Raw genomic sequence first — 22,821 nt, 5'->3', positions numbered from 1 at the left:
CTAGGCGAGGGTTAGCACGGCCGCGGGGCCGGGCGCGAGGCCTCAGCCGTCCACGGCGGCGTCGGCCGGCCCGGGCTCCAGGGTCGGCTCGATCGCGAGCTTGCGACGGGCGCTGGCGCGCAGCTTCTCGCTCTCGCTTTTCAGCTGGCCGCAGGCGGCCAGGATGTCCCGCCCGCGGGGGGTGCGGATCGGGCTCGCATAGCCGGCCTTGTTGAGGATGGCCGCGAAGGTCTCGATCGTGCTCCAGCTCGAGCACTCGTAGGGGCTGCCCGGCCAGGGGTTGAACGGGATCAGGTTGATCTTCGCCGGGATGCCCTTGAGCAGCTGCACCAGGGCGCGGGCCTCGGCCGGGCTGTCGTTGACGCCCTTCAGCATCACATATTCGAAGGTCACCCGCCGGGCGTTGCTCAGGCCCGGATAGGCGCGGATACCCGCCATCAATTGCTCGATGGGATACTTCTTGTTCAGCGGCACCAGGGTGTCGCGCAACTCGTCGTTGGTGGCGTGGAGGCTGATCGCCAGCATCGCCTGGGTGCGGTCGCCGAGATTGGTCAGCTCCGGGACGACGCCGCTGGTCGAGACGGTGATCCGCCGGCGCGACAGGCCGATGCCTTCGCCGTCGGAGATGATGTCGATGGCGTCGGAGACGTTGTTCAAGTTGTAGAGCGGCTCGCCCATGCCCATGAACACGATGTTCGACAGCAGGCGGTCCGGCCGGTCCGAGGGCCATTCCCCGAGGTCGTCGCGGCAGACCTGCACCTGGGCCACGATCTCGGCGGCGGTGAGGTTGCGCACCAGGGGCTGGGTGCCGGTGTGGCAGAAGGTGCAGTTCAGCGTGCAGCCCACCTGGCTGGAGACGCACAGCGCCCCCGAGCGGCCGACGTCGGGGATGTAGACGCTCTCGATCTCGATGCCCGGCGCGGTGCGCAGCAGGTACTTGCGGGTGCCGTCCTTCGAAACCTGGCGCTCGACGATCTCAGGGCGCGCGAGCGTGAACGTCTCGTCCAGCCTGCCGCGCAAATCCTTGGCCACATTGCTCATCTGGCCGAAGTCGGTGACGCCGTAGTTGTGGATCCAGCCCCAGATCTGGCCGGCCCGCATCCGCGCCTGCTTCTGTTCGACAAGGCCGGCCTCGACCAGGGCGCTCGCCAGCCCGGTCCGCGTCAGGCCCGACAGGTTCACGCGTGGCGGGGCCAGAGGCGTCGAGGGCGAACGGGAAAGATCGAGGGTGACGTTCAAGGCGCTGGCGTCCGGTCTAAAGACAAGCCCTTAGCAGATAAGGGGCCTCGGCCCCAAACCGAGAGGATGCGACGGTTCGCGCGCTCTTCTCGCCATCTCCAATCTCCCGCCTCCCTCGGCCTTGTGCCGAGGGCCCCTCTTGGCGGCGATGCTGAGCGATTCCAGCGACCTCAGCGCTGGCGGACACAGGGGTCCTCGGCACAAGGCCGAGGAAAGCGGGTTGGCTGCGGCCGCGCCGACCAGAAAAAGCCCCGGTCCGCGAGGGGCCGGGGCTCAAGTTGGCGAACCGGCGGGGTGGGGAGCCGGTCGCTCGACAACGGGGATCACGCGCGAACTCAGAGGCCGACGGCGGCCGACAGGTTCGGGACGATCACGAGGGCGATCATCGGCAGCAGGCCGAGGGTCAGGGTGGCGAACGTCGAGAGGTTCGAAAGCCGGGTCATGGTATTCATCCTTGCAAGCCGCTTGGGCGATTGTGGTGGCCACGTCGCCGTGTCCGATGAGCAAGGATGTAGTCCCGCGAAGTACAGAAAGCTCGTTACGTCTCGGTCATGACCTCGATTTAAGGAAGTGTCGGTCGGGTCACAAAATTACGCCCATGTAATCGTCGCGACAGATGCGGTCGTCGGTCATGGCTCCGAAGCCGTCGCGATGTTGACAACCCGATCCCGGCGCCGGCGCGTTAAGCCGGCATGCTGAAGCCGCAAGACCTGCTCTGCCCCCGGCCCGCCGGCCTCTATTGCCCGCCCGGCGACTTCTACATCGACCCCGTGCGGCCGGTGGACCGGGCGGTGGTCACCCATGGCCACGCCGACCACGCCCGCGCCGGCCACGGCGTCGTCACCGCCACCCCCGAGACCCTGGCGATCATGGGCGAGCGTTATGGCCTGGACTTCGCCGGCCGCCGCCAACCGCTGGCCTATGGCGAGAGCGTCACGCGCGACGGGGTGGAGGTCAGCCTCGTCCCGGCCGGCCACGTGCTCGGCTCGGCCCAGGCGGTGGTGCGCTGGAAGGGCCTGACCATGGTGGTCTCGGGCGACTACAAACGGCGGCGCGATCCGACCTGCCTGGCCTTCGAGCCCGTGCCCTGCGATGTCTTCATCACCGAGGCCACCTTCGGCTTGCCGGTGTTTCGTCACCCGCCCGACGGCGAGGAGATCGCCAAGCTTCTGAAGTCGGTCGCCCAGTTTCCCGAGCGCAGCCACATCGTCGGGGCCTATGCGCTCGGCAAGGCCCAGCGGGTGATCAAGCTGCTGCGCGAGGCTGGTTCGGATCGCACCATCTATGTCCACGGCGCCTTGGAGCGGCTGAACCGCCTCTACCAGGCCCATGGCGTCGACCTCGGCCCGCTCGCCCCCGCCACCGTCGCCCGCAACAAGGACGCCTTCGCCGGCGAGATCATCGTCGCCCCGCCGAGCGCCTTGCTGGACCGTTGGAGCCGCCGCTTCCCCGAGCCGGTCGCCGCCTTCGCCTCGGGCTGGATGCGGGTGCGGGCCCGCGCCCGGCAGAAGGGCGTCGAACTGCCGCTGATCCTTTCCGACCACGCCGACTGGGACGAGCTGACCATGACGCTCGACGAGCTGGCCCCGGGCGAGGTGTGGATCACCCACGGCCGCGAGGAGGCCCTGCTGCGCTGGTGCGAACTGCGCGGCCTGCCCGCGAAGGCCCTGGCCCTGGTCGGCTACGAAGACGAGGAGGAAGAGGACTGGGAGCCGGAACCGCCATCGGAACCCCTTGCGGCTCCGGCGGATTGAACCGGCATGGATGATCCTCGCACGCCCCCCGACCGTGATCCCCGCACCGGCGCGCCCGACGCCGGCGTCGCGCCCTTTCCCGGCGGCGGCGCAGACGAGGGCGGCCCGCCCAGCCCCGACAGCCCGATCACCCCCGGCGGCGTCGAGGGCGACTCCAAGCCCGAACGCGAGGCCGATCCCTCGCTGAGCATCGAGTCGATCAACGGCGACCGCGCCGACGAACGCGAAGGCGGGATGATCGGCGAAGGCGGTCACTAACCGCTATAGTCGAGCCAGATGCGCGCCTTCGCCCACCTGCTCGACCGGCTTTCGCTGACCGCTTCGCGCAACGCCAAGCTGACCCTGATCCGCGACCATCTGGCGACGACGCCGGATCCGGATCGCGGCTGGGCGCTGGCGGCGCTGACCGGCGACCTCCGCTTCAACGCCGCCAAGCCGGCCTTCATCCGCAAGGCCGTCGAGGAACGGATGGACGCCGTCCTGTTCCGTTGGTCCTACGACTACGTCGGCGACCTGGCCGAGACCGTCGCCCTGGTCTGGCCCGCGCGCCCGGGCGCCAATCGAGAGCCCGAACTGTCCGAAGTCGTCGACGCCCTGCATTCGGCCAGCCGTGCCGAGGTGCAGCGCCTGATCGAAACCTGGCTCGACGCCCTCGATCCGGACGGCCGCTGGGCCCTGCTCAAGCTGATGACCGGCGGCCTGCGCGTCGGGGTCTCCAGCCGCCTGGCCAAACAGGCCTGCGCCGATCTCGGGGGCGTGCCGATCGGCGAGATCGAGGAGGTGTGGCACGCGGTGAAGCCACCCTACGGCGACCTCTTCGCCTGGCTGGAAGGCCGCGCCGAACGGCCGTCGCCGGACGCGCCGGGCCGCTTCCGACCGGTGATGCTGGCCCAGGCCATCGACGAGGCCGTCGACTTCGCCAGGCTCGACCCCGCGTCCTACGCCGCCGAGTGGAAATGGGACGGCATCCGCATCCAGGCGGTCAGCGAGCGCGGCCAGCGGCGGCTCTACACCCGCACCGGCGACGACATCTCGGGGACATTCCCCGACGTGTTGGAGGCCATGACCTTCGAAGGCGCGCTCGATGGCGAACTGGTCGTCATCCGCGACGGCGCGCTGGCCAGTTTCGGAGACCTGCAGCAGCGGCTGAACCGCAAGACCGTGGATGCAAAGATGCTGTCGGCCTATCCCGTCGGCATTCGCGCCTACGACCTGCTGCTCGACGGCGAGACCGACCTGCGCGGACTGCCGTTCGCCGAGCGGCGCAAGCGCCTGGAGGCCTTCGTGGCCGCCGCCGCTAGCCCCCGCATTGACCTCTCGGCCCTGCAGCCGTTCGAAACCTGGGCCGAGCTCGCCGCCCTGCGCGCCGGACCGCCGGCGGGCGATCCGCGGCTCGCCGAGGGGCTGATGCTCAAGCGGTGGGACAGCGTCTACGAGCCCGGCCGCCCGAAAGGCCCGTGGTTCAAGTGGAAGCGCGACCCCCACCTGATCGACGCGGTGCTGATGTACGCTCAGCGCGGCCACGGCAAGCGCTCGAGCTTCTATTCCGACTACACCTTCGGCGTTTGGCGGGAGGACGCCAACGGCGACCGGTCATTGACCCCCGTGGGCAAGGCCTACTTCGGCTTCACCGACGAGGAGCTGAAGCAGCTCGACAAGTTCGTGCGCGACAACACGCTGGAGCGCTTCGGCCCCGTGCGCTCGGTGCGGGCCAACCATGACTTCGGCCTGGTTCTGGAAGTCGCCTTCGAAGGCCTGCAGCGCTCGACCCGCCACAAGAGCGGCGTCGCCATGCGCTTCCCTCGCATCAGCCGCATCCGCTGGGACAAGCCGGCCCGCGAGGCCGACGAGTTGGCCACGCTGGAGCGGATGCTGGACTAGTTGAACGCCTGCCAGAAGGTGAAGCCCTGGTAGCCGGCGGCGATGGCGATGCGCGGGACGAAGGCGAGGTCGGTGAGGGCGAGGCCGACGGCGAAGATCGTGTCGGAAACGCCGGGGACGAACATCACCAGCAGTAGGAGCGCCACCCCGACGAGCGCGCCGGCCTTATTGACCAGCGGCTGGGCGCCGGCCGGCAGATAGGGGCGGATCACGCCGAAGCCGTCGAGGCCCGGGATCGGCAGCAGGTTGATGAACAGGGCCGTCGCCTGCAGGAAGGCCAGGAACGCGAGCGCCGCGCCGAACTGGCGGAAACCGAACGCCATGGCGAAATGAAACCCGACCGCCAGGGCGACCAGGCAGGCGAGGGTGCCGAGCGGCCCGGCCAGGGAGGCGAAGGCGCGGCCCGCCCGCGTCCGCATCAGGTCGTCGCGCAGATAGACGGCGCCGCCCGGAAAGCCGATGCCGCCGAGAGCCAGGATCAGGACCGGCAGCACGATGCTGGTGCCGATGTCGGCGTATTTCAGCGGATCGAAGGCGAGGTAGCCGCGCTCGTTGACGGAGTGGTCGCCCGCGCGCCAGGCGGCGAGGGCATGGCAGAACTCATGGACCGCGACGCTCAGCACCCAGGCGCTGATCACGAACAGGAAGACGAAGACGCGCGGCGCGGCCGGAACCGCCGCCAGCACGGCGCCGAGCGCCAGGGTGACGCCGATCAGGATCAGGCCGTTGCGGCTGAGGCCCGGACGCGGCGCCTCGGGACGAACGATCTCGGCGGTCATGGCTTGCCCGGCTATGAACCCTTCCCCCTTGATGGGGGAAGGGCAGGGATGGGGGTGATACGGCGGGTCAACTTGCGGGGGGCGGTGGGCTGAACCTCAGAAATCATCCTCACCTCTGCCCCTCCAGAGGGATCGCGTTTACCCGTTGAAGCCGTTCACCGCGTCGATCACCCGCGCCTGCGTCGCCTCGTCCAGATAGGGGTGCATCGGCAGGGCGATGACCACGCCGGCCTTGGCCTCGGACACCGGCAGGCCGCCGGGGCCCCGGCCGAACCTGGCGTAGGGCGCCTGCAGGTGCAGCGGCACGGGATAGTAGACGGCGCTCGGCACGCCCTGGGTCTTCAGGTGGGCGGCCAGGGCGTCGCGCGCCTCGTGCTCGATGACGTATTGCGCCCAGACGGAGACGCCGCCGTCGATCACCTTCGGGGTGGCGATCACGCCCTTCAGCCCGTCCGCGTAGCGCTGGGCCACCACCTGCCGCAGTTCGATCTCCTCGGCGAAGATCGCCAGCTTCTCCAGCAGGATGGCGGCCTGGATCGTGTCCAGCCGCGAGTTCATGCCGATGCGGGCGTTGAGATAGCGCGGGTCATAGGCGAACACCTCGCCCTTCAGGTCCGGCGCCACGGCTTTGCCGTGCACCCGGAAGCTGTCCATGATCTGCCAGTCGGTCTCGTCGTGGGTCAGCACGGCCCCGCCGTCGCCGTAGCAACCCAGCGGCTTGGCCGGGAAGAAGCTGGTGGTGGCCGCGTCCGCCCAGGCGATGGGATGCTTGCCGTTCAGGGTGCAGCCGAAGCCCTGGGCGCTGTCGGCGATCAGGCGCAGGCCCTCGCGTTCGCAGATGGCCTTGATGGCCGGGTAGTCGGCGGGCTGGCCGAACAGGTCGACCGCGATCACCACCTTCGGCGTCAGCCGGCCCTCGGCCCGCACGGCCTTGATGGCGGCCTCCAGGTGGGCCGGGTCCATGTTGTAGGTGTCGGGCAGGATGTCGATGAACACCGGCTCGGCCTCGGTCCACGGGATCACCTCGGCGGTGGCCGTGAAGGTGAAGGACGGGCAGAACACCGCGTCGCCCTTGCCGACGCCCCAGGCCATCAGCGGCAGGACGATGGCGTCGGTGCCGTTGGCGCAGCTCAGCGAAAGCTTGGCCTGGCCGAACTCCGCCAGCCTGGCCTCGAAATCGCGGACCTCCTGGCCCATCACATAGCCGCCGTGCGCCAGCACCTTCTGGATCGCCGCGTCGATGCGGTCCTTGATGCGGGCCTGCTGGGCGGCGAGGTCGATAAACGGGATCATGCTCATGGGCGCGCGCCTTAATGCGTGTCGGGGCCGAATTCGAGACAAACCCTGTAACGGGCTGTTTCGCCAAGAGCTTCGTGCGAACCTCGTTCGAGGAACTTCACTGCACCGCCCCCGTTGACCCCGCGGGCGGCGCGAGACATCGAAACGACATGCAGGACCTGACCAAGGCGGCCGACGAACGGCTGCTCTCCAATCTTCGCTACGATCACGGCGTGGTCACCAAGTTCGTCGACGCGGCCGGCGACCTGGCGGTGAACCTCTGTGTCGCCGTCGTCATCCTGATCGTCACCTTCTGGGCGGCCGGCTGGGTCTCCAGGCTGGTGCGCCTGGCGGTCGGGCGCCTGCATCGCGGGCGCGATGTCGACACCACCCTGCAGAGCTTCCTCGGCTCCCTGGCGCGCTATGTCATCGTCATCGTCGGCGGCGTGGCGGTGCTGCAGAAGCTGGGCGTTCAGGCCACCTCCATCCTCGCCGTGCTCGGCGCCGCCTCCCTGGCGGTCGGCCTCGCCCTGCAGGGCGCGCTGTCCAACGTGGCGGCGGGGGTGATGATCTTGATTTTCCGGCCCTACCGCGTCGGCGACTTCATCGAGACTTCCACCCGCAAGGGCACGGTCCGCTCCCTCGACCTCTTCGTCACCGAACTGGCGACCCCGGAGAACCTGCGACTCATCGTGCCGAACTCGAAGGTCTTCGGCGACGTCATCGTCAATTACAGCCAGTACCCCAAACGGCGGGCCGACGCGGTGTTCAAGCTGCCCTTCGCCGTCGACGCCGAGATGGTGATCGCCGGCCTGAGGGCGCGTATCGCCGGCGACCCTCGCGTGCGCAAGCAGCCGCCGCCGCTGTTCGAGGTTGTCAGCCAGGCGCACGACAATATCGAGCTGGCCGTGCGCGTCTGGACCGTCCGCGAGGACGAGGGCGCCCTGAAGTCCGACATCATCCGCGCCGCCCACGTCCTGGCCACCCATCCGGACGCCGAACTGCCGCCGCTCACCCCGCCGACGCCGCGCCCGAAGCCGGCCGAACGGGCTGAGCGTCGCCGTTTGAGGCTCGGCCTGAAGCTGCACCACCGGCACGACGAAAAGCTCGAGCAGAAGCTGAACCCGGAGGCGAAGGGCGGCTAGAAAAGCCGTTCCCTCCCCCTCGAAGGGGGAGGGGCAGGGGTGGGGGTGTAGCCGCTGAGCAGCCGAGCGGGCGCGGAGGGCTCGGCCTGTTGAGCGTGCCCGGCAAGTCATTGCCAGCACCCCCATCCCCGACCCTTCCCCCTTCGAGGGGGAAGGGGGTCAGCGCAGCGCCTGCTCCAGATCGGCGATCAGGTCGTCCGTGTCCTCGATGCCGACCGACAGCCGCACGAAGCTGTCGGAGATGCCCAGCGCCGCCCGCTGCTCGGCCGGGATGGAGGCGTGGGTCATGATCGCCGGATGCTCGATCAGGCTTTCGACCCCGCCCAGGCTCTCGGCCAGGGTGAACAGCTGCGTCCGCTCCAGGAATCGGCGGGCGCCGGCCAGATCCATGTCGAAGTCGACGCTGATAACGCCCCCGAAGCCGCCGGTCATTTGGCGCTGGGCGAGGTCGTGCTGCGGGTGGCTTGCGAGGCCGGGGTAGATCACGCGCCGCACGTCCGGCCGCGCCTCCAGCCAGCGGGCGATCGCCAGGGCGCTGTCGCAATGGCGCTGCATCCGCAGGGGCAGGGTCTTAAGGCCGCGCAGGGCCAGGAAGCTGTCGAACGGCGAAAGGATCGCGCCTGTCGCGTTCTGCAGGAACTTCAGCTGCGTCGCGAGCTCGGCGTCGCCGCCGACCACGATCACGCCGCCGACCATGTCCGAATGGCCGTTCAGGTACTTCGTCACCGAGTGGACGACGATGTCGATGCCGAACTCCAGCGGCCTCTGGACATAAGGGCTGGCGAAGGTGTTGTCGGCCACGCTGATCAGGCCGCGCCGCTTGGCGATCCCGGCGACGGCCGCCAGGTCGACCAGCTTCAGCATGGGATTGGTGGGCGTCTCGACCCAGATCATCCGGGTGTTCGGCCTGATCGCCGCCTCGATGGCGGCGGTATCGGAAAGGTCGACGAAGCTGAAGTCCAGGCCCGCCGACTGCCGCCGCACGCGCTCGAACAGTCGGAACGAGCCGCCATAGATGTCGTCGGTGGCGATCACGTGGTCGCCGCTTTTCAGCAGTTCCAGCACGGTGGCGATGGACGACAGGCCGGACGAGGCCGCGAAGGCCGCCGCGCCGCTCTCCAGATCGGCCACGCAGCGCTCGAAGGCGAAGCGAGTCGGATTCTGGCTGCGGGCGTACTCGAAGCCCTTGTGCACGCCCGGGCTGTCCTGGGCAAAGGTCGAGGTGGCGTAGATCGGCGTCATCACCGCGCCCGTCGTCGGATCGTGGCTCTGGCCGCCGTGGATGGCGCGCGTGGCGAAGGCCAGGCGGTTCGTGCGATCTGACATGCTGAGCCTCCGAAAGGAGGCGTCAGCTTAGCCGACCTGCTTGATCTGGTCTTCCAGGCCTTGCTCGCGAACCTTGCGATAGAGGGTCGAGCGGCCGATGCCGAGGCGACGGGCCACCTCGCTCATGTGACCCGCGTAGATCTCGATGGCCAGCTGGATCAGGTCGCGTTCGATGTCTTCCAGCGTGCGCAGATGGCCGCGGCCGTCCAGCACCCGCACCGGGGTGTCCTGGGGCAGGGCGGCCTGCAGCTCGCGGGCGGCGGGGATCGAGATGGTCGGGGCGGCGGCCTCGCCGATCATCTCCGGAACCTCGACGGCGGCGGGCGCGACCTTCACGCCCGAGATCGCCGGGAAGTCGTGCGGAGCCAGGTAGGGCGCGTCGGCCAGCACGATGGCGCGATAGACCGCGTTCTCCAGCTGACGGACATTGCCGGGCCAGTCGAAGGCGACAAGGTGGGCCATGGTGTCCGACGAGACGCCGACCACGCGCTTGCCCTCTTCCACATTGAAGCGGCGGATGAAGGCGTCGATCAGGGCGGGGATGTCTTCCTTGCGCTCACGCAGGCTCGGCGCCTCGATGGGGAAGACGTTGAGGCGGTAGTAGAGGTCCTCGCGGAAGGCGCCGGCGGCGGCGGCCTGGGCCAGGTCGCGGTTGGTGGCGGAAACGATGCGCACGTCCACCTTCACGGCCCGCTTGGCGCCGATCGGATCGACCTCGCCCTCCTGCAGGGCGCGCAGCAGCTTCACCTGGATGTCGAGCGGCAGTTCGCCGACTTCGTCGAGGAACAGGGTGCCGCCGTTGGCCTCCTGGAACTTGCCCAGATGCTTGTCCGAGGCGCCGGTGAAGCTGCCCTTTTCGTGGCCGAACAGGATCGATTCCACGAGGTTCTCGGGGATCGCCCCGCAGTTCACCGCCACGAACGGCTTGCCGGCGCGGTCGGACGAGCCGTGCACCGCGCGGGCGATCAGCTCCTTGCCGACGCCGCTTTCCCCGGTGATCAGGATCGGGATCGAGGACTTGGCCGCCCGTTCGCCCAGGCGCTTGACCAGGGTCATGGCCGGGCCGTCGCCGATCAGGTCGCCGAAGGTGGTGCGACCGGAGACCTGCTTCTTCAGGCGATCGACCTCGCCCTTCAGGTCGCCCATCGACAGGGCGTTGCGGATCGAGACGATGATGCGCTCGGGCGAGGCGGGCTTGACGAAGAAGTCGCAGGCCCCGGCCTGCATCGCCTTGACCACGGTGTCGACCCCGCCCGAGGCGGTCAGCACGATCACCGGCTGGGTGAAGCCCCGCGCGCGCATCTCCTTCAGGGCGTCCTGGCCGCTGATGCCGGGCATGACGAGATCGAGCAGGATCACGTCGGCGGGCTGGCCGGCGACCAGGCGCTGGATGGCCAGGTCGCCGTTCTCGGCATGCGCCACGGCGAACCCATCACGCTCCAGAACCGACTGGATCAGGCGGCGCTGGGTGGGATCGTCGTCGACGACGAGAACGGTCTTGGTCATCTCGTAAGCTCACCGAAATTCTGTCGGTCGCGCCGCGGTTGGGCGCGCTCGTTGTCCCGCTTCAATACAGCCGGGGGGTAAAGGCGCGGTTTCGGAGACGTGAGTCGGGAGTTAACGGGGCGGTCGATCGGGGAGATCGTCGTCGGCCCGCACCAGCACCAGGGTGCGCCCGTCGGCCAGGGTGAGAAGCAACTGCTGATCGTGCAGGCGATAGCGGGTCGCTCGCGGCAGGGCGGTTCTCAATTGCGCCAGCGGCTTGTCACAGGCGGCGCTGCCCACTGGACGCGTCATCGTGATCTCTCCGGCGGGACGCAGGCGCCGCCGATAGCGGCCTTCCAGCCGGCCGCAGGCCGCCTCCACACGGTAGTCGCCCTTGCGGAAGGTCAGATAGGTCGGGTTCGGGGCCAGGGTCGGCGACGCCACGCGCCAGTCGGCGGCGAAGCCGAAGGTCGAGAGGCCGAGGAAGGCCAGGCCCGCGAAGGCCGCCAGGAAGGTCGCGAGGACGAGGAAACGGCGCACGGTCCTTTCCTTTCCGCCCGGCTGCTTCCGCTGGATAGCGGCGCGGCGGGCGCTTGTCGCCTCACCGCCGCGGGTCCATATCGCCAAGGCCATGAACGCGCCCTTCAAGCCCGACACCCTGCCTGAGTGGCGGCTCGACGATCTCTATGTCGGCCGCGACGATCCCCGCATCGAGACCGACCTTGCCTCCGCCGTCGCCTTCAACGCCGAGCTGAAGGCGCTGGAGGGCCGCTTCGTCTCGGCCCGCGCCGAGCCGAAGACTCTCGGCGAGCGGATCGACCGGGGCGTCGAGCTCTATGAGCTGGCGCTCAACAAGCTGTGGGGCGTCGGCGCCTACGCCTCCCTCGCGGCCTCGACGGCGCGCGACGACGCGGCCTGGGCCAAGTTCGAGGCCGATCTGCGGGCCCGCGCTTCCCAAATCGGGGCCGAGAGCCTGTTCTTCACCCTGGAGCTCAACCAGTTGGAAGACGGCGAGATCGCCGCCGCCCTCGACGCCCATCCCGCCGCGCGGCGCTGGTCGCCCTGGCTGCGCCGCGTGCGCCTTTCGCGGCCGCATGAGCTGTCGGCCGAGGCCGAGCGGATGATCGTCGATCGCGCCCCGGCCACCGCCAACTGGAGCCGGCTCTATGACGAGACCCTCGCCCGGCTGACCGTCAAGGTCGGCCGCGAGACGCTGACCCTGCCGGACGCCCTTCACCGCCTCTCCGACTCCGAGGTCGGCCGCCGCAAGGGCGCCGCGCAAGGGCTGGCCAAGGCGCTGGAGGAGCGCGCGTCGGTCCTAGGCCTCTGCCTCAACACCCTGGCTTTCGAGAAGCAGGTCGAGGATCGCTGGCGCAAGTACGAGACCCCGGCCCAGGCCCGCCACCTCGCCAACGAGGTCGACGCCGCCGCTGTCGAGGCCATGGAGGCCGCGGTCGTCGAGGCCTATCCGCGTCTGTCGCACCGCTACTACGCGCTCAAGGCCAAGGTCATGCGCCGCCGGTCTCTCGACTACTGGGACCGCAACGCCCCGCTCGACGCCGCCTCGCCGCGCCTCTACGGCTGGGACGAAGCCAAGAGCATGGTGCTGGACAGTTTCGAGGCCCTGTCGCCCGCTTTCGCGGAGACGGCGCGGGGCTTCTTTACCCAGGGCTGGATCGACGCGCGGCCGCGCCCCGGCAAGCAGTCGGGCGCCTATTCTCACCCGGTCACCGCCGACCGCCACCCCTACGTCTTCCTCAACTTCATGGGCGAGCGGCGCGATGTGCTGACCCTGGCCCACGAACTGGGCCACGCCGTGCACCAGACCCTGGCGGCGCCGCTCGGCACCCTGCTCGCCGATACGCCCCTGACCCTGGCCGAGACCGCCTCGATCTTCGGCGAAGGCCTGGTGTTCGAACGGCTGCTGGCCGAAGCGACACCGGCCGACCGTCGCGCGCTTCTGGCGGGGAAGATCGAGGACGGGCTGAATACCGTCGTCCGCCAGATCGCCTTCCACCGTTTCGAGGCCCGCTTCCACGCGGCCCGTCAGGCCGGCGAGCTGTCGGCCGACCAGATCGGCGGCCTCTGGCGCGAGGTGATGGCCGAGAGCCTCGGCCCGGCCGTGAAGCTGAACCCCGGCTACGAATACTACTGGGCCTATGTCGGCCACTTCGTGCACTCGCCCTTCTATGTCTACGCCTACGCCTTCGGGAATCTGCTGGTCGAGGCCCTGATGGAGAAGCGGCGCGAGGATCCGGCGGGCTTCACCCCGAAATACCAGGCCCTGCTCGCCGGCGGCGGGGCCCAGACCTATGTCGAGGCCCTGGCCCCCTTCGGGCTCGACGCGCGGGAGAAGGCGTTCTGGGCCGCGGGCTGCGCCCGGCTGGAGCGTCTGGTCGACCAGTTCGAAGCGCTCGTCGATTGATGGAGCTGGCGGCGCCGACCCTGGTTTTCGCCCCCGACCGGGGGGTGGGCGACCTGATGTGGCATCTGCCGACGATCCGCGGCATCGCCGAACAGGCCGGCGGCCCGGTGGTGCTGATCACCCGGCCGAGCACTCGCGCCAAGGATTTGCTCAGCGCCGAGCCGAGCGTCTCCGAGATCGTCTACGTCATCAATCAGAAGGGGACCTGGCGGCGGCTCGCCGAGGCGCGCGAGCTCTATCGCCTGTGCCGCCGGTATCGCCCGCGCGCGCTCTGGACGCTGGAGAAGACTTGGCCCGGCCCCCTCGGCGCGTTCCTGGCCGGCGTGCCCGAGCGCCCGGGCTTCGGCCTCGGCCACGAGCAGGCGTGGGTGCTGACCGGCCCCAAGCTGCCGAAGGCCATGCAACCCGACCACCGCATCGCCAAGCTCGCCGCTTTCGAGACGGCGCACGGGCTGCCGGTCGTCAGCCGAGAACCGCTCCTGCCATTGCCGCGCACCGGCGCGGACGCCATCACCGCCTTCGCCGACCTGCCGCGTCCCTGGGTGGTGTTCGGCGTCGGAACCACCGATCCCGACCGCCTGTGGCCGCTCGACCGGTTCGCCGCCCTCGCCCAGGCCCTGAAGTCGCGGCTCGGCGGCACGGTCTTCTGGCTCGGCGATCCCGAGCGCGCCGAAGCGGTGGCGGGTTTGTTGAAGCCGGGGCAGATCGACGTCAGCGCCTTCAAACTCGACGCCGCCGCCCATCTGATGGCGGCGGCGGATCTCTTCATCGGGGTCGACTCCGGCCCGATGAACATGGCGGCGTCGCTGCAGCGCCCGACTATCGGCCTGTTCGGTCCCAGCCAGGCGCTCGACTATTCGCAATGGCTTACCGCGATCACGCCGGAAACGCCGTCGGACGGCATGAAAGGTGTGGCCGTGGAGGCGGTTTTGGCCGCCGCATCGCGTCTCATCGGGGACGAAGCGCTTGCGCGCTCAGCCGAGCCTCGCTAATCGAACCGTGACTTAGGGCGAGGCGAGCATGGCTTCCGATTATCACCGCGGCGAAATGGACATCCAGGAGCAGGAATCCACCTTCCACGGGTTCATCAAGATGACCAAGTGGGGCTCGCTGGCCATGGTCGTGGCGCTGCTGATGGCCACGCTTTGGTTCTGCACCAAGGCCGGCTTCCTCGGCGGCCTGATCAGCGGCCTTGTCGTGTTGGTGATCGGGATTTTGGTTCTGCGCGAAAAAAAGTCCGCCGCGCACTAGTGCTTTCAGGCGCCCTCCGCTAACCAAGTCGGAGGGCTGTATACAGCAGTCAATCTAACGGATTCCGGGGGAATCATGGCCGTCGTCGCTGTCATTCGTGAGCGAGCGCCGGGCGAAAGCCGCGTGGCGGCCACGCCTGAGAGCGTCAAGAAGCTCGCCGCCATGGGGCTTACCGTGGTGGTGGAGGCCGGCGCCGGCCTCGCCTCCTCGTATCCGGACGCCGACTACGCCGCGGCCGGCGCGACCATCGCCAAGACCGCCAAGGACGCCCTGTCCAAGGCCGACCTCGCCGTCATGGTGCGCGGCCCGGGGCCTGAGGAAGCCAAGCTGCTGAAGAAGGGCGCGCTGCTGGTCGCCCAACTCGCGCCCTATCGCGAGAAGGCGGCCATCGCCGCGCTGGCCGCCCAGGGCGTGGACGCCATCGCCATGGAGTTCATCCCGCGCATCACCCGCGCCCAGTCGATGGACAGCCTGTCGTCGCAGGCCAACCTCGCCGGCTATCGCGCCGTGATCGAGGGCGCCGAGGCGTACGGCCGCGCCCTGCCGATGATGATGACCGCCGCCGGCACCGTCGCCGCCGCCAAGATCTTCATCATGGGGGTGGGCGTCGCCGGCCTGCAGGCCATCGCCACCGCCCGCCGTCTTGGCGCGGTCGTCACCGCCACCGACGTCCGTCCCGCCACCAAGGAACAGGTCGAAAGCCTCGGCGCCAAGTTCCTGGCCGTCGAGGACGAGGAGTTCAAACAGGCCCAGACCGCCGGCGGCTACGCCAAGGAAATGAGCGCCGAATACCGCGAGAAGCAGGCGGCGCTGATGTCGACGCACATCGCCAAGCAGGACATCGTCGTCACCACCGCCCTGATCCCGGGTCGTCCCGCGCCGGTGCTGGTCACCGCCGAGCAGGTCGCCTCGATGAAGCCGGGCAGCGTGCTGATCGATCTGGCCGTGGAGCAGGGCGGCAACGTCGCCGGCGCCAAGCCGGATCAGACGGTCGTCACCGAAGGCGGCGTGAAGATCATCGGCTTCACCAACCTGCCCAGCGCCGTGGCCGCCGACGCCTCGGCCCTCTACTCGCGCAATCTCGTCAATCTCGCCGCGCTCCTGGTCAAGGAAGGGGCTCTGACCCCTGACTGGGACGACGAGATCCTCAAGGCCGCCGTCGTGGCCAAGGACGGCGCTGTCGTCCATCCGGCCCTTCAGTAGGAGCGATAGATATGGAAGCTGTCGACCCGACCGTGTTCCGACTGGCGATCTTCGTGCTCGCCATCTTCGTCGGCTACTATGTGGTGTGGAGCGTCACGCCCGCCCTGCACACCCCGCTGATGGCCGTCACCAACGCCATCTCCTCGGTGATCATCGTCGGCGCCCTGCTGGCGGCCGCGGCGCACGGCGCCCCCGGCGAGGCGATCACCCCCAGCATCTGGACCTCGAAGATCGCCGGTGCGGTCGCTGCGGGTTTTGCGGCGGTGAATATCTTCGGCGGCTTCCTGGTCACGGCCCGGATGCTGGCCATGTACAAGAAAAAGCAGAAATAACGGCGGCGCGGGGGCTCTTCCAATGAACGCCAATCTGGCTGCTATCGCCTACATCGTCTCCGGTGTGCTGTTCATCCTGGCGCTGCGCGGGCTCTCGAGTCCCGTGACCAGCCGCCGTGGCAATACCATGGGCATCATCGGCATGGTCATCGCGGTCGGCACGACCCTGCTGACCCTGCTCGGGCAGGGCGCGCTCGACGCCGTGACCCTCGGCCTGATCGTCGTCGGCGTCGCCGTCGGCGGCGGCGTCGGCGCGCTCATCGCCCGCAAGGTGGCGATGACCTCGATGCCGCAACTCGTGGCCGCCTTCCACAGCCTGGTCGGCATGGCCGCCTGTCTGGTGGCGGTCGCCGCCATCTACACCCCGGCCGCCTACGGCATCCTGGGCGAGGACGGTCATATCCACCTCAACAGCATCATCGAACTGAGCCTGGGTCTGGCCATCGGCGCCATCACCTTCACCGGCTCGGTGATCGCCTTCGCCAAGCTCAACGGCAACATGAGCGGCGCCTCGATCCTGCTGCCCGCCCGTCACCTGCTCAACATTCTGATCGCGCTCGGCATCGTCGCCCTGATCGTCATCCTGGTGATGTCGGGCGGCCAGGCGATCTGGGCGTTCTGGGGCATCTTCGCGCTGTCGCTGATCATCGGCATCACCCTGATCATCCCGATCGGCGGGGCCGACATGCCCGTGGTCGTCTCGATGCTGAACAGCTACTCCGGCTGGGCGGCGGCGGCGCTGGGCTTCACGCTCGAGAACGTCACCCTGATCATCACCGGCGCCCTCGTCGGCTCCTCGGGCGCGATCCTCAGCTACATCATGTGCAAGGGGATGAACCGCAGCTTCATCTCGGTGATCCTCGGCGGCTTCGGCGCTGACACGACCGCCGCGACCGGCGGCGCCAAGGAGACCCGCCCGGTGAAGCAGGGCTCGGCCGACGACGCCGCCTTCATCATGAAGAACGCCTCGAAGGTCATCATCGTCCCGGGCTACGGCATGGCCGTCGCCCAGGCCCAGCACGCCCTGCGCGAAATGGCCGACAAGCTGAAGGAAGAGGGCGTGGAGGTGAAGTACGCCATCCACCCCGTCGCCGGCCGCATGCCGGGCCACATGAACGTGCTCCTCGCTGAGGCGAACGTGCCTTACGACGAGGTGTTCGAGCTGGAGGACATCAACTCCGAGTTCTCGACCGCCGACGTGGCCTTCGTCATCGGCGCCAACGACGTGACCAACCCGGCCGCCAAGACCGACCCCTCGAGCGCGATCTTCGGCATGCCGATCCTCGACGTCGAAAAGGCCCGCACCGTGCTGTTCATCAAACGCTCGATGGGCTCGGGCTACGCCGGGGTCGAGAACGAACTGTTCTTCCGCGACAACACCATGATGTTGTTCGCCGACGCCAAGAAGATGGTCGAAGGCATCATCAAGGCCCTCTGATCAATCCGGCCGGCGTCTTCGGGCGCCGGCCGAATGGCCAAGCTTTTCAAGCGCATGACTCGTGCCATGCTACGGCGGCGACACGTTAACGGCCCTCTTTTCGCCCGCTTTGCGGGGCCATTGGCGGTTAACGAACCTGTGTCGCAGCCGGCCCGTCTCACCTCGTCGGGGCCGATCACGCTGGGGCCGAAAGCCTACGAGGTCCTGTTTGCTCAGCCTGAGCCTGCCCACGCACGACGTGCGCGCCCGACAATCCTTCATGCTGCTGGCCGGCGCCGTCGTCGTCGCCTCGGCTCTGTCGCAAGCCCTGGCGCATCCGATCCTCACCGGCGGGCCGCGCTTCCTGGCCGACCAGCCGATGCTGGCGGCCCCGACGCCGGTCTTGCGGCCTCTTACTGAAATCGCCGCGCCGGCGTTTGCGTTCCAGGCGCCGACCCCGGGATACGAGATCAACTCCCCGTTCGGCCTGCGACGTCTGCCTTGGGAGCCGCGCGGCCGCATGCATGAAGGCGTCGACATCGCGGCGCCCGAGGGCTTGCCCGTGGGGGCCACCCTGGCGGGCGTCGTCCTGCGCGCCGGCAGTTCCAGCACCTATGGCCGCTTCGTCGAGGTGCAGCATGCCGAAGGGCTGACGTCGCTCTACGGCCACCTCGGATCGATCGGGAAGGGCGTCAGGCCCGGCGTGACCCTGGCCGCCGGTCAGGCGGTCGGCCTTGTCGGCAACACCGGCCGCTCCACCGGCGAGCACCTGCATTTCGAGATCCGCAGCGAAGGCAAGCCGCTCAACCCGGCCCTGTTCATGGGCAAGACCTTCGCCAGCGCCGACGAGCTGCCGCTCAGCGCCGCCGCCCGCTTCTCGCGCCGCGTGCGCCTGGCGGTCGTCTCGCCCGCCACCCTCGCCAGGATGATGCCGGCCAAGGCTGCGAAGGGCGCCAGAACCCCGGATGGCGATGCGGCGGCCGGCGCCCGCAACGAGGGCCGCGTTCATGCCGTTCTGCCGCCGAGGGGCGATCCTTCGCCCGCCGCCGTGGCCGCCGCCGCCGCGGCCCGCGGCATCCCCCTGGAGGCGCCTCCCGAGCCTCCGGACGAGGCGGCCGCCCCCTCTATCGCCGCGCCGCCTGCCCAGCCGCCCGTCGTGGCCGACTGACCGGGCCGCCCCAAGGCAAAACAAAAAGGCCGCGCCGGATCGCCGGCGCGGCCTTTTTCAATCTCGAAAGATCGGACGTCGCTTAACGCGAAGCCGGCTTCTTCGGCATCGGCAGCAGGCCCTCGCGCTGGGCGCGCTTGCGGGCCAGCTTGCGGGCGCGGCGGACCGCCTCGGCCTTTTGACGCGCGCGCTTCTCCGAGGGCTTTTCGTAAGCCACGTGGCGCTTCATCTCGCGGAAGCTGCCTTCGCGCTGCATCTTCTTCTTCAGGGCCTTCAGCGCCTGATCGACGTTGTTGTCGCGGACGAAAATCTGGACCAGGGGGGTCTCTCCATCGGCCCCGACAGACGCCGCTCATGACGCTGCCGGACAAAATTATTGCGTGCCCGGGGCCGAGGCCGTCGGACTGAGGGCGGGCAGATAGCAGAGGCGGCCGGCCTTGTCCATGCGCGACAGGCCCTATTCACAAGCCCTGTTGCGGGTATATCGCTGAGCCATGGAAACCGCAGCGTCCTGGGCCGACGAAACCGAGCAGCGCCTGCTCGAAGCCGCCCTTCCGCTCGCCTCCGCCCTCGGTTGGGGGCAGGAGTTGGTCGATCGCGCCGCCCTGCGTATCGGTCTGTCGAAGGCCGACGCCGAGCTGCTGCTGCCGCATGGGCCGCGCGATCTGGCGGCCCTGCTGTCCCAGCGCCACAACGCGACCACCGCCGCCGCGCTCGCCGCCCTCGATCCCAAGGGCCTCAAGATCCGCCAGAAGATTCGCGCCGGCGTCCTGGCCTGGCTCGACGCCCACGCCGCCGACGGCGAGGCCGCGCGCCGCGCCACCGGCTTCCTGGCCCTGCCGCCCAACCTGCCCCTGGCGGCCCGCCTGACCTGGGCCGGCGCCGACCTGATCTGGCGCTGGGCCGGCGATGTCGCCACCGACGAGAACCACTACTCCAAGCGGGCCATCCTCTCAGGCATCCTCGCCTCCGCCCTGGCCATCGAGCAGACCCAGGGCCGCGCCGCCGCCACCCAGCACCTCGACGCCCGGATCGACAACGTCATGGCCTTCGAGAAGTGGAAGGCCGGCTTGCCCAAGCCCTCGGAGATCGGCAAGACCTTCGCCGGCGCCCTGGGCCGGCTGCGTTTCGGCGGCTAGGCCGTCGTTTCAAACTGAACCAGACACGCTTTGGCGCACTGTGCACGCAGAGCGTCACGATTCTTGCAGGTCATCTCGCAACTGCAAAATCCCCTTTCGCGTTTGCGATAGGAGGCGTTAAGGTCTCGGTTACAGTCTCGGGAGGTCCGCCCTTGGATCACGCCGCTTCGACAGATATCCGCATCGCCACGCCGGACGAGGACGTGCGCCTCAGCACCTTTATCCAGGGCTTCCTGTCGGATAACGGCTTTCCCTTCATCATGGTGCGCAGCGACCCCGATCTGGACACCGGCGCCGCCCTCAAGCGCGTGATGTTCGAGACCGATGAACTGACCCGCCGATTCTACGACGCCTGGAGCGCCCACGCGGTCGGCGACCATCGTCGCCTCGCCCGGGGGCGCGCCTGAGGTCAGGCTTGCCGTCTCGCCCGCGCGGGCGGACGATGCGACCATGACCCAGCCCTCCGCCACGCCTGAAGCCGTCGGCTCCGCCCTGGCGCTGATCGGACACACGCCGATGGTCGAACTCACCGCCTTCGACGTCGGTCCCTGCCGCCTGTTCCTGAAGCTCGAGAACCAGAACCCCGGCGGCTCGATCAAGGATCGGGTCGCCCGCTCGATGATCGAGGCGGCGGAGGCGGACGGCCGCCTGAAGCCGGGCGGGACCATCGTCGAGGCGACGGCGGGCAACACCGGTCTCGGTCTCGCCCAGGTGGCCGCGACCAAGGGTTATCGCCTGATCCTCGTGGTGCCGGACAAGATGGCGCGGGAGAAGATCCTGCACCTGCGCGCCATGGGCGTCGACGTGCGCCTTACCCGCTCCGATGTCGGCAAGGGTCACCCGGACTACTACCAGGACCTCGCCCAGCGGGTGGCCGACGAGACCGGCGGCTTCTACGTCAATCAGTTCGAGAACCCGGCCAATCCGCGGGCGCACGAGACCACGACCGGACCGGAGATTCTCGAGCAGATGCAGGGCGATCTCGACGCCGTGGTGGTCGGCGTCGGCTCCGGCGGCACCCTGACCGGCCTCGGCCGCTTCCTGGCGGTCGCCAGTCCGAAGACGAAGATGGTGCTGGCCGACCCCGAGGGTTCGATCCTCGCCGACTATGTCGCCACCGGCCATATCGGCGAGGCGGGCTCGTGGATCGTCGAGGGCATCGGAGAGGATTTCATCCCCAGCAACGCCGACATGAGCCTGGTGTCCCAGGCCTATACGATCAGCGACCGCGAAAGCGTCGACACCGCGCGCGAGCTGCTGCGGCGAGAAGGCGTTCTCGCCGGCTCCTCCACCGGCTGCCTCCTGGCCGCCGCCCTGCGCTACTGTCGCGAGCAGACCGAGCCGAAGCGGGTGGTGACCCTCGCCTGCGACACCGGCGGAAAATACCTGACCAAGATGTTCAACGACCTCTGGATCGCCGCCCAGGGCTTCGAGGATCGCCGCCTTACGGGCCGGGTCATCGATCTGATCGCCAGGCCCTACGCCGAGGGCGGGGTCGTGGCGGTGGGGCCGGACGACACCCTGCTGACCGCCTACAACCGCATGCGTTCAAGCGACGTCAGCCAACTTCCGGTGGTCGAGGAAGGCCGCCTGGTCGGCTTGCTGGATGAGAGCGACCTCCTGGCCGCCGTCGAGCACGACGACCGCGAGCACCGCTTCAAACGGCCTGTGCGCGAGGCCATGACCGAGAAGGTGAAGACCCTGCAGGCCGGCGACGACCTGGCCAAGCTCACCCGGGTGTTCGATCGCGGCGAGGTGGCGGTGGTGGTGGATGGTGATCGGTTCGTCGGCGTGGTGACGCGCGTCGACCTGATCAATCACCTACGGCTGTACGATTGACCGCGGCCAGGACGGGCACGGTCTCCAATCGCGCGTGCAGCAGCATCGCGGCGTCCAGCTTGCGGCCGGCGTGATTGGCGATTTCCAGATGCACGTGCTCGGTGATGCCGGCGTAGCGCGGCTGCAGGTCCTGGGCGGCGCCGATGGGCGAGCCCAGGCGCAGGGCCTGGCCGACCTCGACCTTGGGGTCGACGTAGAAGGCGCGGGCGGTGATCCCCAGGGCGGGATTGTCGATCTCGACGAACCGGAGGCGGGCGTCGTCGGCATAGGCATAGCCGATCTTGCTCACGAATCCGGAGATCGGAGCGCCGACCGGCTGGCCCGCCTGGGCCGTGTAGTCGACGCCGGCGTGGCGGCGCTCGCCCCCGTCGCGCGAGGCGCCGAAGTAGCCGTCGCCGAAGGCGTCATGCCCACGCGGCGCCTGGCCCGTGGGGTTGGCCACGTCCGCCGCGCCGTCGCCGTCGAGGTCCGCCCCGTCCCATATCGTGATCTGCTGGGTCGGCGGCGCCTTAGGGGCCGCGCCGCGTAGGAATTCGACGTAGGGCGCCACGACCTTGGCATGGCTGGCCACCCCCACGGCGAGCGCCGGCGCGCCGATCGCCAGGGTCAGCATCCCGCCGAGAACAACGGCCTTGCGAGAGATGAAGTTCAAAGGAGTCATGCGGGCGACCTGTAAAGCCTGGATCGTCGGTCCGCTCAACTGGGGAATCTTTTCAGTCGATGTAATGTGGCGGATGGTCGCTTCTGAGGCGAATTCCAATCTTGTTCAGATAAAGGCGAGCCGATCCTTTAGGTCAATTCAAGCGCGGCCTTTAACGATGTTGATTAATCGTCACTATCCGCCGATTCATCGCTCTTTCGGCCGAAGCTGTTACGTCGATTCCATTGCCGCTTCTCGCCCTTGGCCTTGGCGGCGATTTCCTTAAGTTTGATCGCCTGGTTGCCGCTCAGCGCCTGGCCGGGCGAGCCCTTCTCGGGATCGGCGAAGGCGCGGCCGTAGGTCTCGATCCGCTGGGAAACCGAGCCGATGAACTCGTCTTCCCAGTCGGAGAGTTTCACGCCCGCCGTGTCGGCGGCGCGTTTGGCGCGCTTCAGCGCATTGAGGGCCGAACGCTTGGCCTGCTCGCGGGCGGCCGCCCGCGGGTCAATCTTGTCTTTCG

23 protein-coding genes are annotated in these 22,821 nt (G+C 68.8%); 14 read left to right on the top strand and 9 right to left on the bottom strand.

Going from position 1 to position 22,821, the window contains the following annotated elements:
• Positions 1-42: 42 nt before the first annotated feature.
• A complete protein-coding gene (rlmN, locus tag ACFLIT_RS10050) occupies positions 43-1,239 on the bottom strand; it encodes a dual-specificity RNA methyltransferase RlmN (protein WP_479911083.1) in 1,197 nt (398 codons plus the stop codon).
• A 692-nt stretch (positions 1,240-1,931) separates the two neighbouring features.
• On the opposite strand from rlmN, the gene ACFLIT_RS10045 reads away from it, so the two are divergent.
• Genes ACFLIT_RS10045 through ACFLIT_RS10035 form a run of 3 tightly spaced genes read left to right on the top strand, consistent with a single transcriptional unit; the run spans position 1,932 to position 4,874 of the window.
• A complete protein-coding gene (locus ACFLIT_RS10045) occupies positions 1,932-2,993 on the top strand; it encodes a ligase-associated DNA damage response exonuclease (RefSeq protein WP_479911082.1) in 1,062 nt (353 codons plus the stop codon).
• 6 nt (positions 2,994-2,999) lie between these two features.
• Positions 3,000-3,251, top strand: coding sequence for a hypothetical protein (locus ACFLIT_RS10040; RefSeq protein WP_479911081.1), 252 nt, complete (start codon positions 3,000-3,002; stop codon positions 3,249-3,251).
• Positions 3,252-3,269: 18 nt separating this feature from the next.
• Positions 3,270-4,874: a cisplatin damage response ATP-dependent DNA ligase gene (locus ACFLIT_RS10035; RefSeq protein ID WP_479911080.1), complete on the top strand. Its 1,605-nt coding sequence runs from the start codon at positions 3,270-3,272 to the stop codon at positions 4,872-4,874.
• On the opposite strand, the gene ACFLIT_RS10030 is transcribed toward ACFLIT_RS10035, so the two are convergent.
• Positions 4,871-5,653 (bottom strand): site-2 protease family protein, encoded by a 783-nt coding sequence (locus ACFLIT_RS10030; protein WP_479911079.1) that lies wholly within the window; start codon positions 5,651-5,653, stop codon positions 4,871-4,873. The two genes, ACFLIT_RS10035 and ACFLIT_RS10030, sit on opposite strands and share 4 nt — an antisense overlap.
• Before the next feature lie 138 nt (positions 5,654-5,791).
• Complete coding sequence (locus ACFLIT_RS10025; protein WP_479911078.1) at positions 5,792-6,952, bottom strand: DegT/DnrJ/EryC1/StrS family aminotransferase; 1,161 nt, start codon at positions 6,950-6,952, stop codon at positions 5,792-5,794.
• 149 nt (positions 6,953-7,101) lie between these two features.
• Between ACFLIT_RS10025 and ACFLIT_RS10020 the strand changes: the two genes are divergently transcribed.
• Positions 7,102-8,076 (top strand): mechanosensitive ion channel family protein, encoded by a 975-nt coding sequence (locus tag ACFLIT_RS10020; RefSeq protein ID WP_479911077.1) that lies wholly within the window; start codon positions 7,102-7,104, stop codon positions 8,074-8,076.
• A gap of 159 nt (positions 8,077-8,235) precedes the next feature.
• Here ACFLIT_RS10020 and ACFLIT_RS10015 read toward each other — a convergent pair whose 3' ends face one another.
• From ACFLIT_RS10015 to ACFLIT_RS10005, 3 genes are all read right to left on the bottom strand, one after another.
• The gene (locus tag ACFLIT_RS10015; protein ID WP_479911076.1) at positions 8,236-9,402 is read right to left on the bottom strand and encodes a cystathionine gamma-synthase; all 1,167 of its coding nucleotides are present in this window, start codon (positions 9,400-9,402) and stop codon (positions 8,236-8,238) included.
• A 27-nt stretch (positions 9,403-9,429) separates the two neighbouring features.
• Positions 9,430-10,908: a sigma-54-dependent transcriptional regulator gene (locus ACFLIT_RS10010; protein WP_479911075.1), complete on the bottom strand. Its 1,479-nt coding sequence runs from the start codon at positions 10,906-10,908 to the stop codon at positions 9,430-9,432.
• Positions 10,909-11,019: 111 nt separating this feature from the next.
• Positions 11,020-11,427 (bottom strand): META domain-containing protein, encoded by a 408-nt coding sequence (locus tag ACFLIT_RS10005; RefSeq protein WP_479911074.1) that lies wholly within the window; start codon positions 11,425-11,427, stop codon positions 11,020-11,022.
• Between the two features lie 91 nt (positions 11,428-11,518).
• Here ACFLIT_RS10005 and ACFLIT_RS10000 point away from each other — a divergent pair, with 91 nt between their 5' ends.
• The 7 genes from ACFLIT_RS10000 (at position 11,519) to ACFLIT_RS09970 (ending at position 18,683) form a co-directional block, all read left to right on the top strand.
• Entirely contained in the window at positions 11,519-13,312 is a 1,794-nt protein-coding gene (locus ACFLIT_RS10000) for a M3 family oligoendopeptidase (RefSeq protein ID WP_479911073.1), read from the top strand.
• On the top strand, positions 13,312-14,304 hold the full coding sequence (locus tag ACFLIT_RS09995) for a glycosyltransferase family 9 protein (RefSeq protein ID WP_479911072.1): 993 nt from the start codon (positions 13,312-13,314) through the stop codon (positions 14,302-14,304). The genes ACFLIT_RS10000 and ACFLIT_RS09995 overlap by 1 nt, the downstream gene beginning before the upstream one ends.
• A 28-nt stretch (positions 14,305-14,332) precedes the next feature.
• Positions 14,333-14,563, top strand: a complete 231-nt coding sequence (locus ACFLIT_RS09990) for an aa3-type cytochrome c oxidase subunit IV (RefSeq protein ID WP_479911071.1) — start codon at positions 14,333-14,335, stop codon at positions 14,561-14,563.
• 75 nt (positions 14,564-14,638) lie between these two features.
• Positions 14,639-15,766, top strand: a complete 1,128-nt coding sequence (locus tag ACFLIT_RS09985; protein ID WP_479911070.1) for a Re/Si-specific NAD(P)(+) transhydrogenase subunit alpha — start codon at positions 14,639-14,641, stop codon at positions 15,764-15,766.
• Between the two features lie 11 nt (positions 15,767-15,777).
• Complete coding sequence (locus tag ACFLIT_RS09980; protein WP_479911069.1) at positions 15,778-16,098, top strand: proton-translocating transhydrogenase family protein; 321 nt, start codon at positions 15,778-15,780, stop codon at positions 16,096-16,098.
• Between the two features lie 22 nt (positions 16,099-16,120).
• Positions 16,121-17,536 (top strand): NAD(P)(+) transhydrogenase (Re/Si-specific) subunit beta, encoded by a 1,416-nt coding sequence (locus ACFLIT_RS09975; protein ID WP_479911068.1) that lies wholly within the window; start codon positions 16,121-16,123, stop codon positions 17,534-17,536.
• Positions 17,537-17,744: 208 nt separating this feature from the next.
• Positions 17,745-18,683 (top strand): M23 family metallopeptidase, encoded by a 939-nt coding sequence (locus tag ACFLIT_RS09970; protein WP_479911067.1) that lies wholly within the window; start codon positions 17,745-17,747, stop codon positions 18,681-18,683.
• An 82-nt stretch (positions 18,684-18,765) separates the two neighbouring features.
• On the opposite strand, the gene rpsU is transcribed toward ACFLIT_RS09970, so the two are convergent.
• Positions 18,766-19,002, bottom strand: coding sequence for a 30S ribosomal protein S21 (gene rpsU, locus ACFLIT_RS09965; RefSeq protein WP_479911164.1), 237 nt, complete (start codon positions 19,000-19,002; stop codon positions 18,766-18,768).
• A gap of 175 nt (positions 19,003-19,177) precedes the next feature.
• Between rpsU and ACFLIT_RS09960 the strand changes: the two genes are divergently transcribed.
• The 3 genes from ACFLIT_RS09960 to ACFLIT_RS09950 all read left to right on the top strand — a co-directional run bounded on the left by ACFLIT_RS09960 (position 19,178) and on the right by ACFLIT_RS09950 (position 21,661).
• The gene (locus ACFLIT_RS09960) at positions 19,178-19,822 is read left to right on the top strand and encodes a COQ9 family protein (protein WP_479911066.1); all 645 of its coding nucleotides are present in this window, start codon (positions 19,178-19,180) and stop codon (positions 19,820-19,822) included.
• A 152-nt stretch (positions 19,823-19,974) separates the two neighbouring features.
• Positions 19,975-20,229 (top strand): hypothetical protein, encoded by a 255-nt coding sequence (locus ACFLIT_RS09955; RefSeq protein WP_479911065.1) that lies wholly within the window; start codon positions 19,975-19,977, stop codon positions 20,227-20,229.
• 43 nt (positions 20,230-20,272) lie between these two features.
• The gene (locus ACFLIT_RS09950) at positions 20,273-21,661 is read left to right on the top strand and encodes a pyridoxal-phosphate dependent enzyme (protein WP_479911064.1); all 1,389 of its coding nucleotides are present in this window, start codon (positions 20,273-20,275) and stop codon (positions 21,659-21,661) included.
• Here ACFLIT_RS09950 and ACFLIT_RS09945 read toward each other — a convergent pair.
• Positions 21,636-22,322, bottom strand: a complete 687-nt coding sequence (locus ACFLIT_RS09945) for a peptidoglycan DD-metalloendopeptidase family protein (RefSeq protein WP_479911063.1) — start codon at positions 22,320-22,322, stop codon at positions 21,636-21,638. The genes ACFLIT_RS09950 and ACFLIT_RS09945 overlap by 26 nt on opposite strands.
• Before the next feature lie 164 nt (positions 22,323-22,486).
• Positions 22,487-22,810, bottom strand: coding sequence for a hypothetical protein (locus ACFLIT_RS09940; protein WP_479911163.1), 324 nt, complete (start codon positions 22,808-22,810; stop codon positions 22,487-22,489).
• Between the last annotated feature and the right edge of the window lie 11 nt (positions 22,811-22,821).

The organism is Caulobacter sp. HJHS_5 (assembly GCF_056683955.1).
The sequence above is the reverse complement of the archived record's forward strand: the minus strand, read 5'-3'. Positions and strand labels throughout refer to the sequence as shown.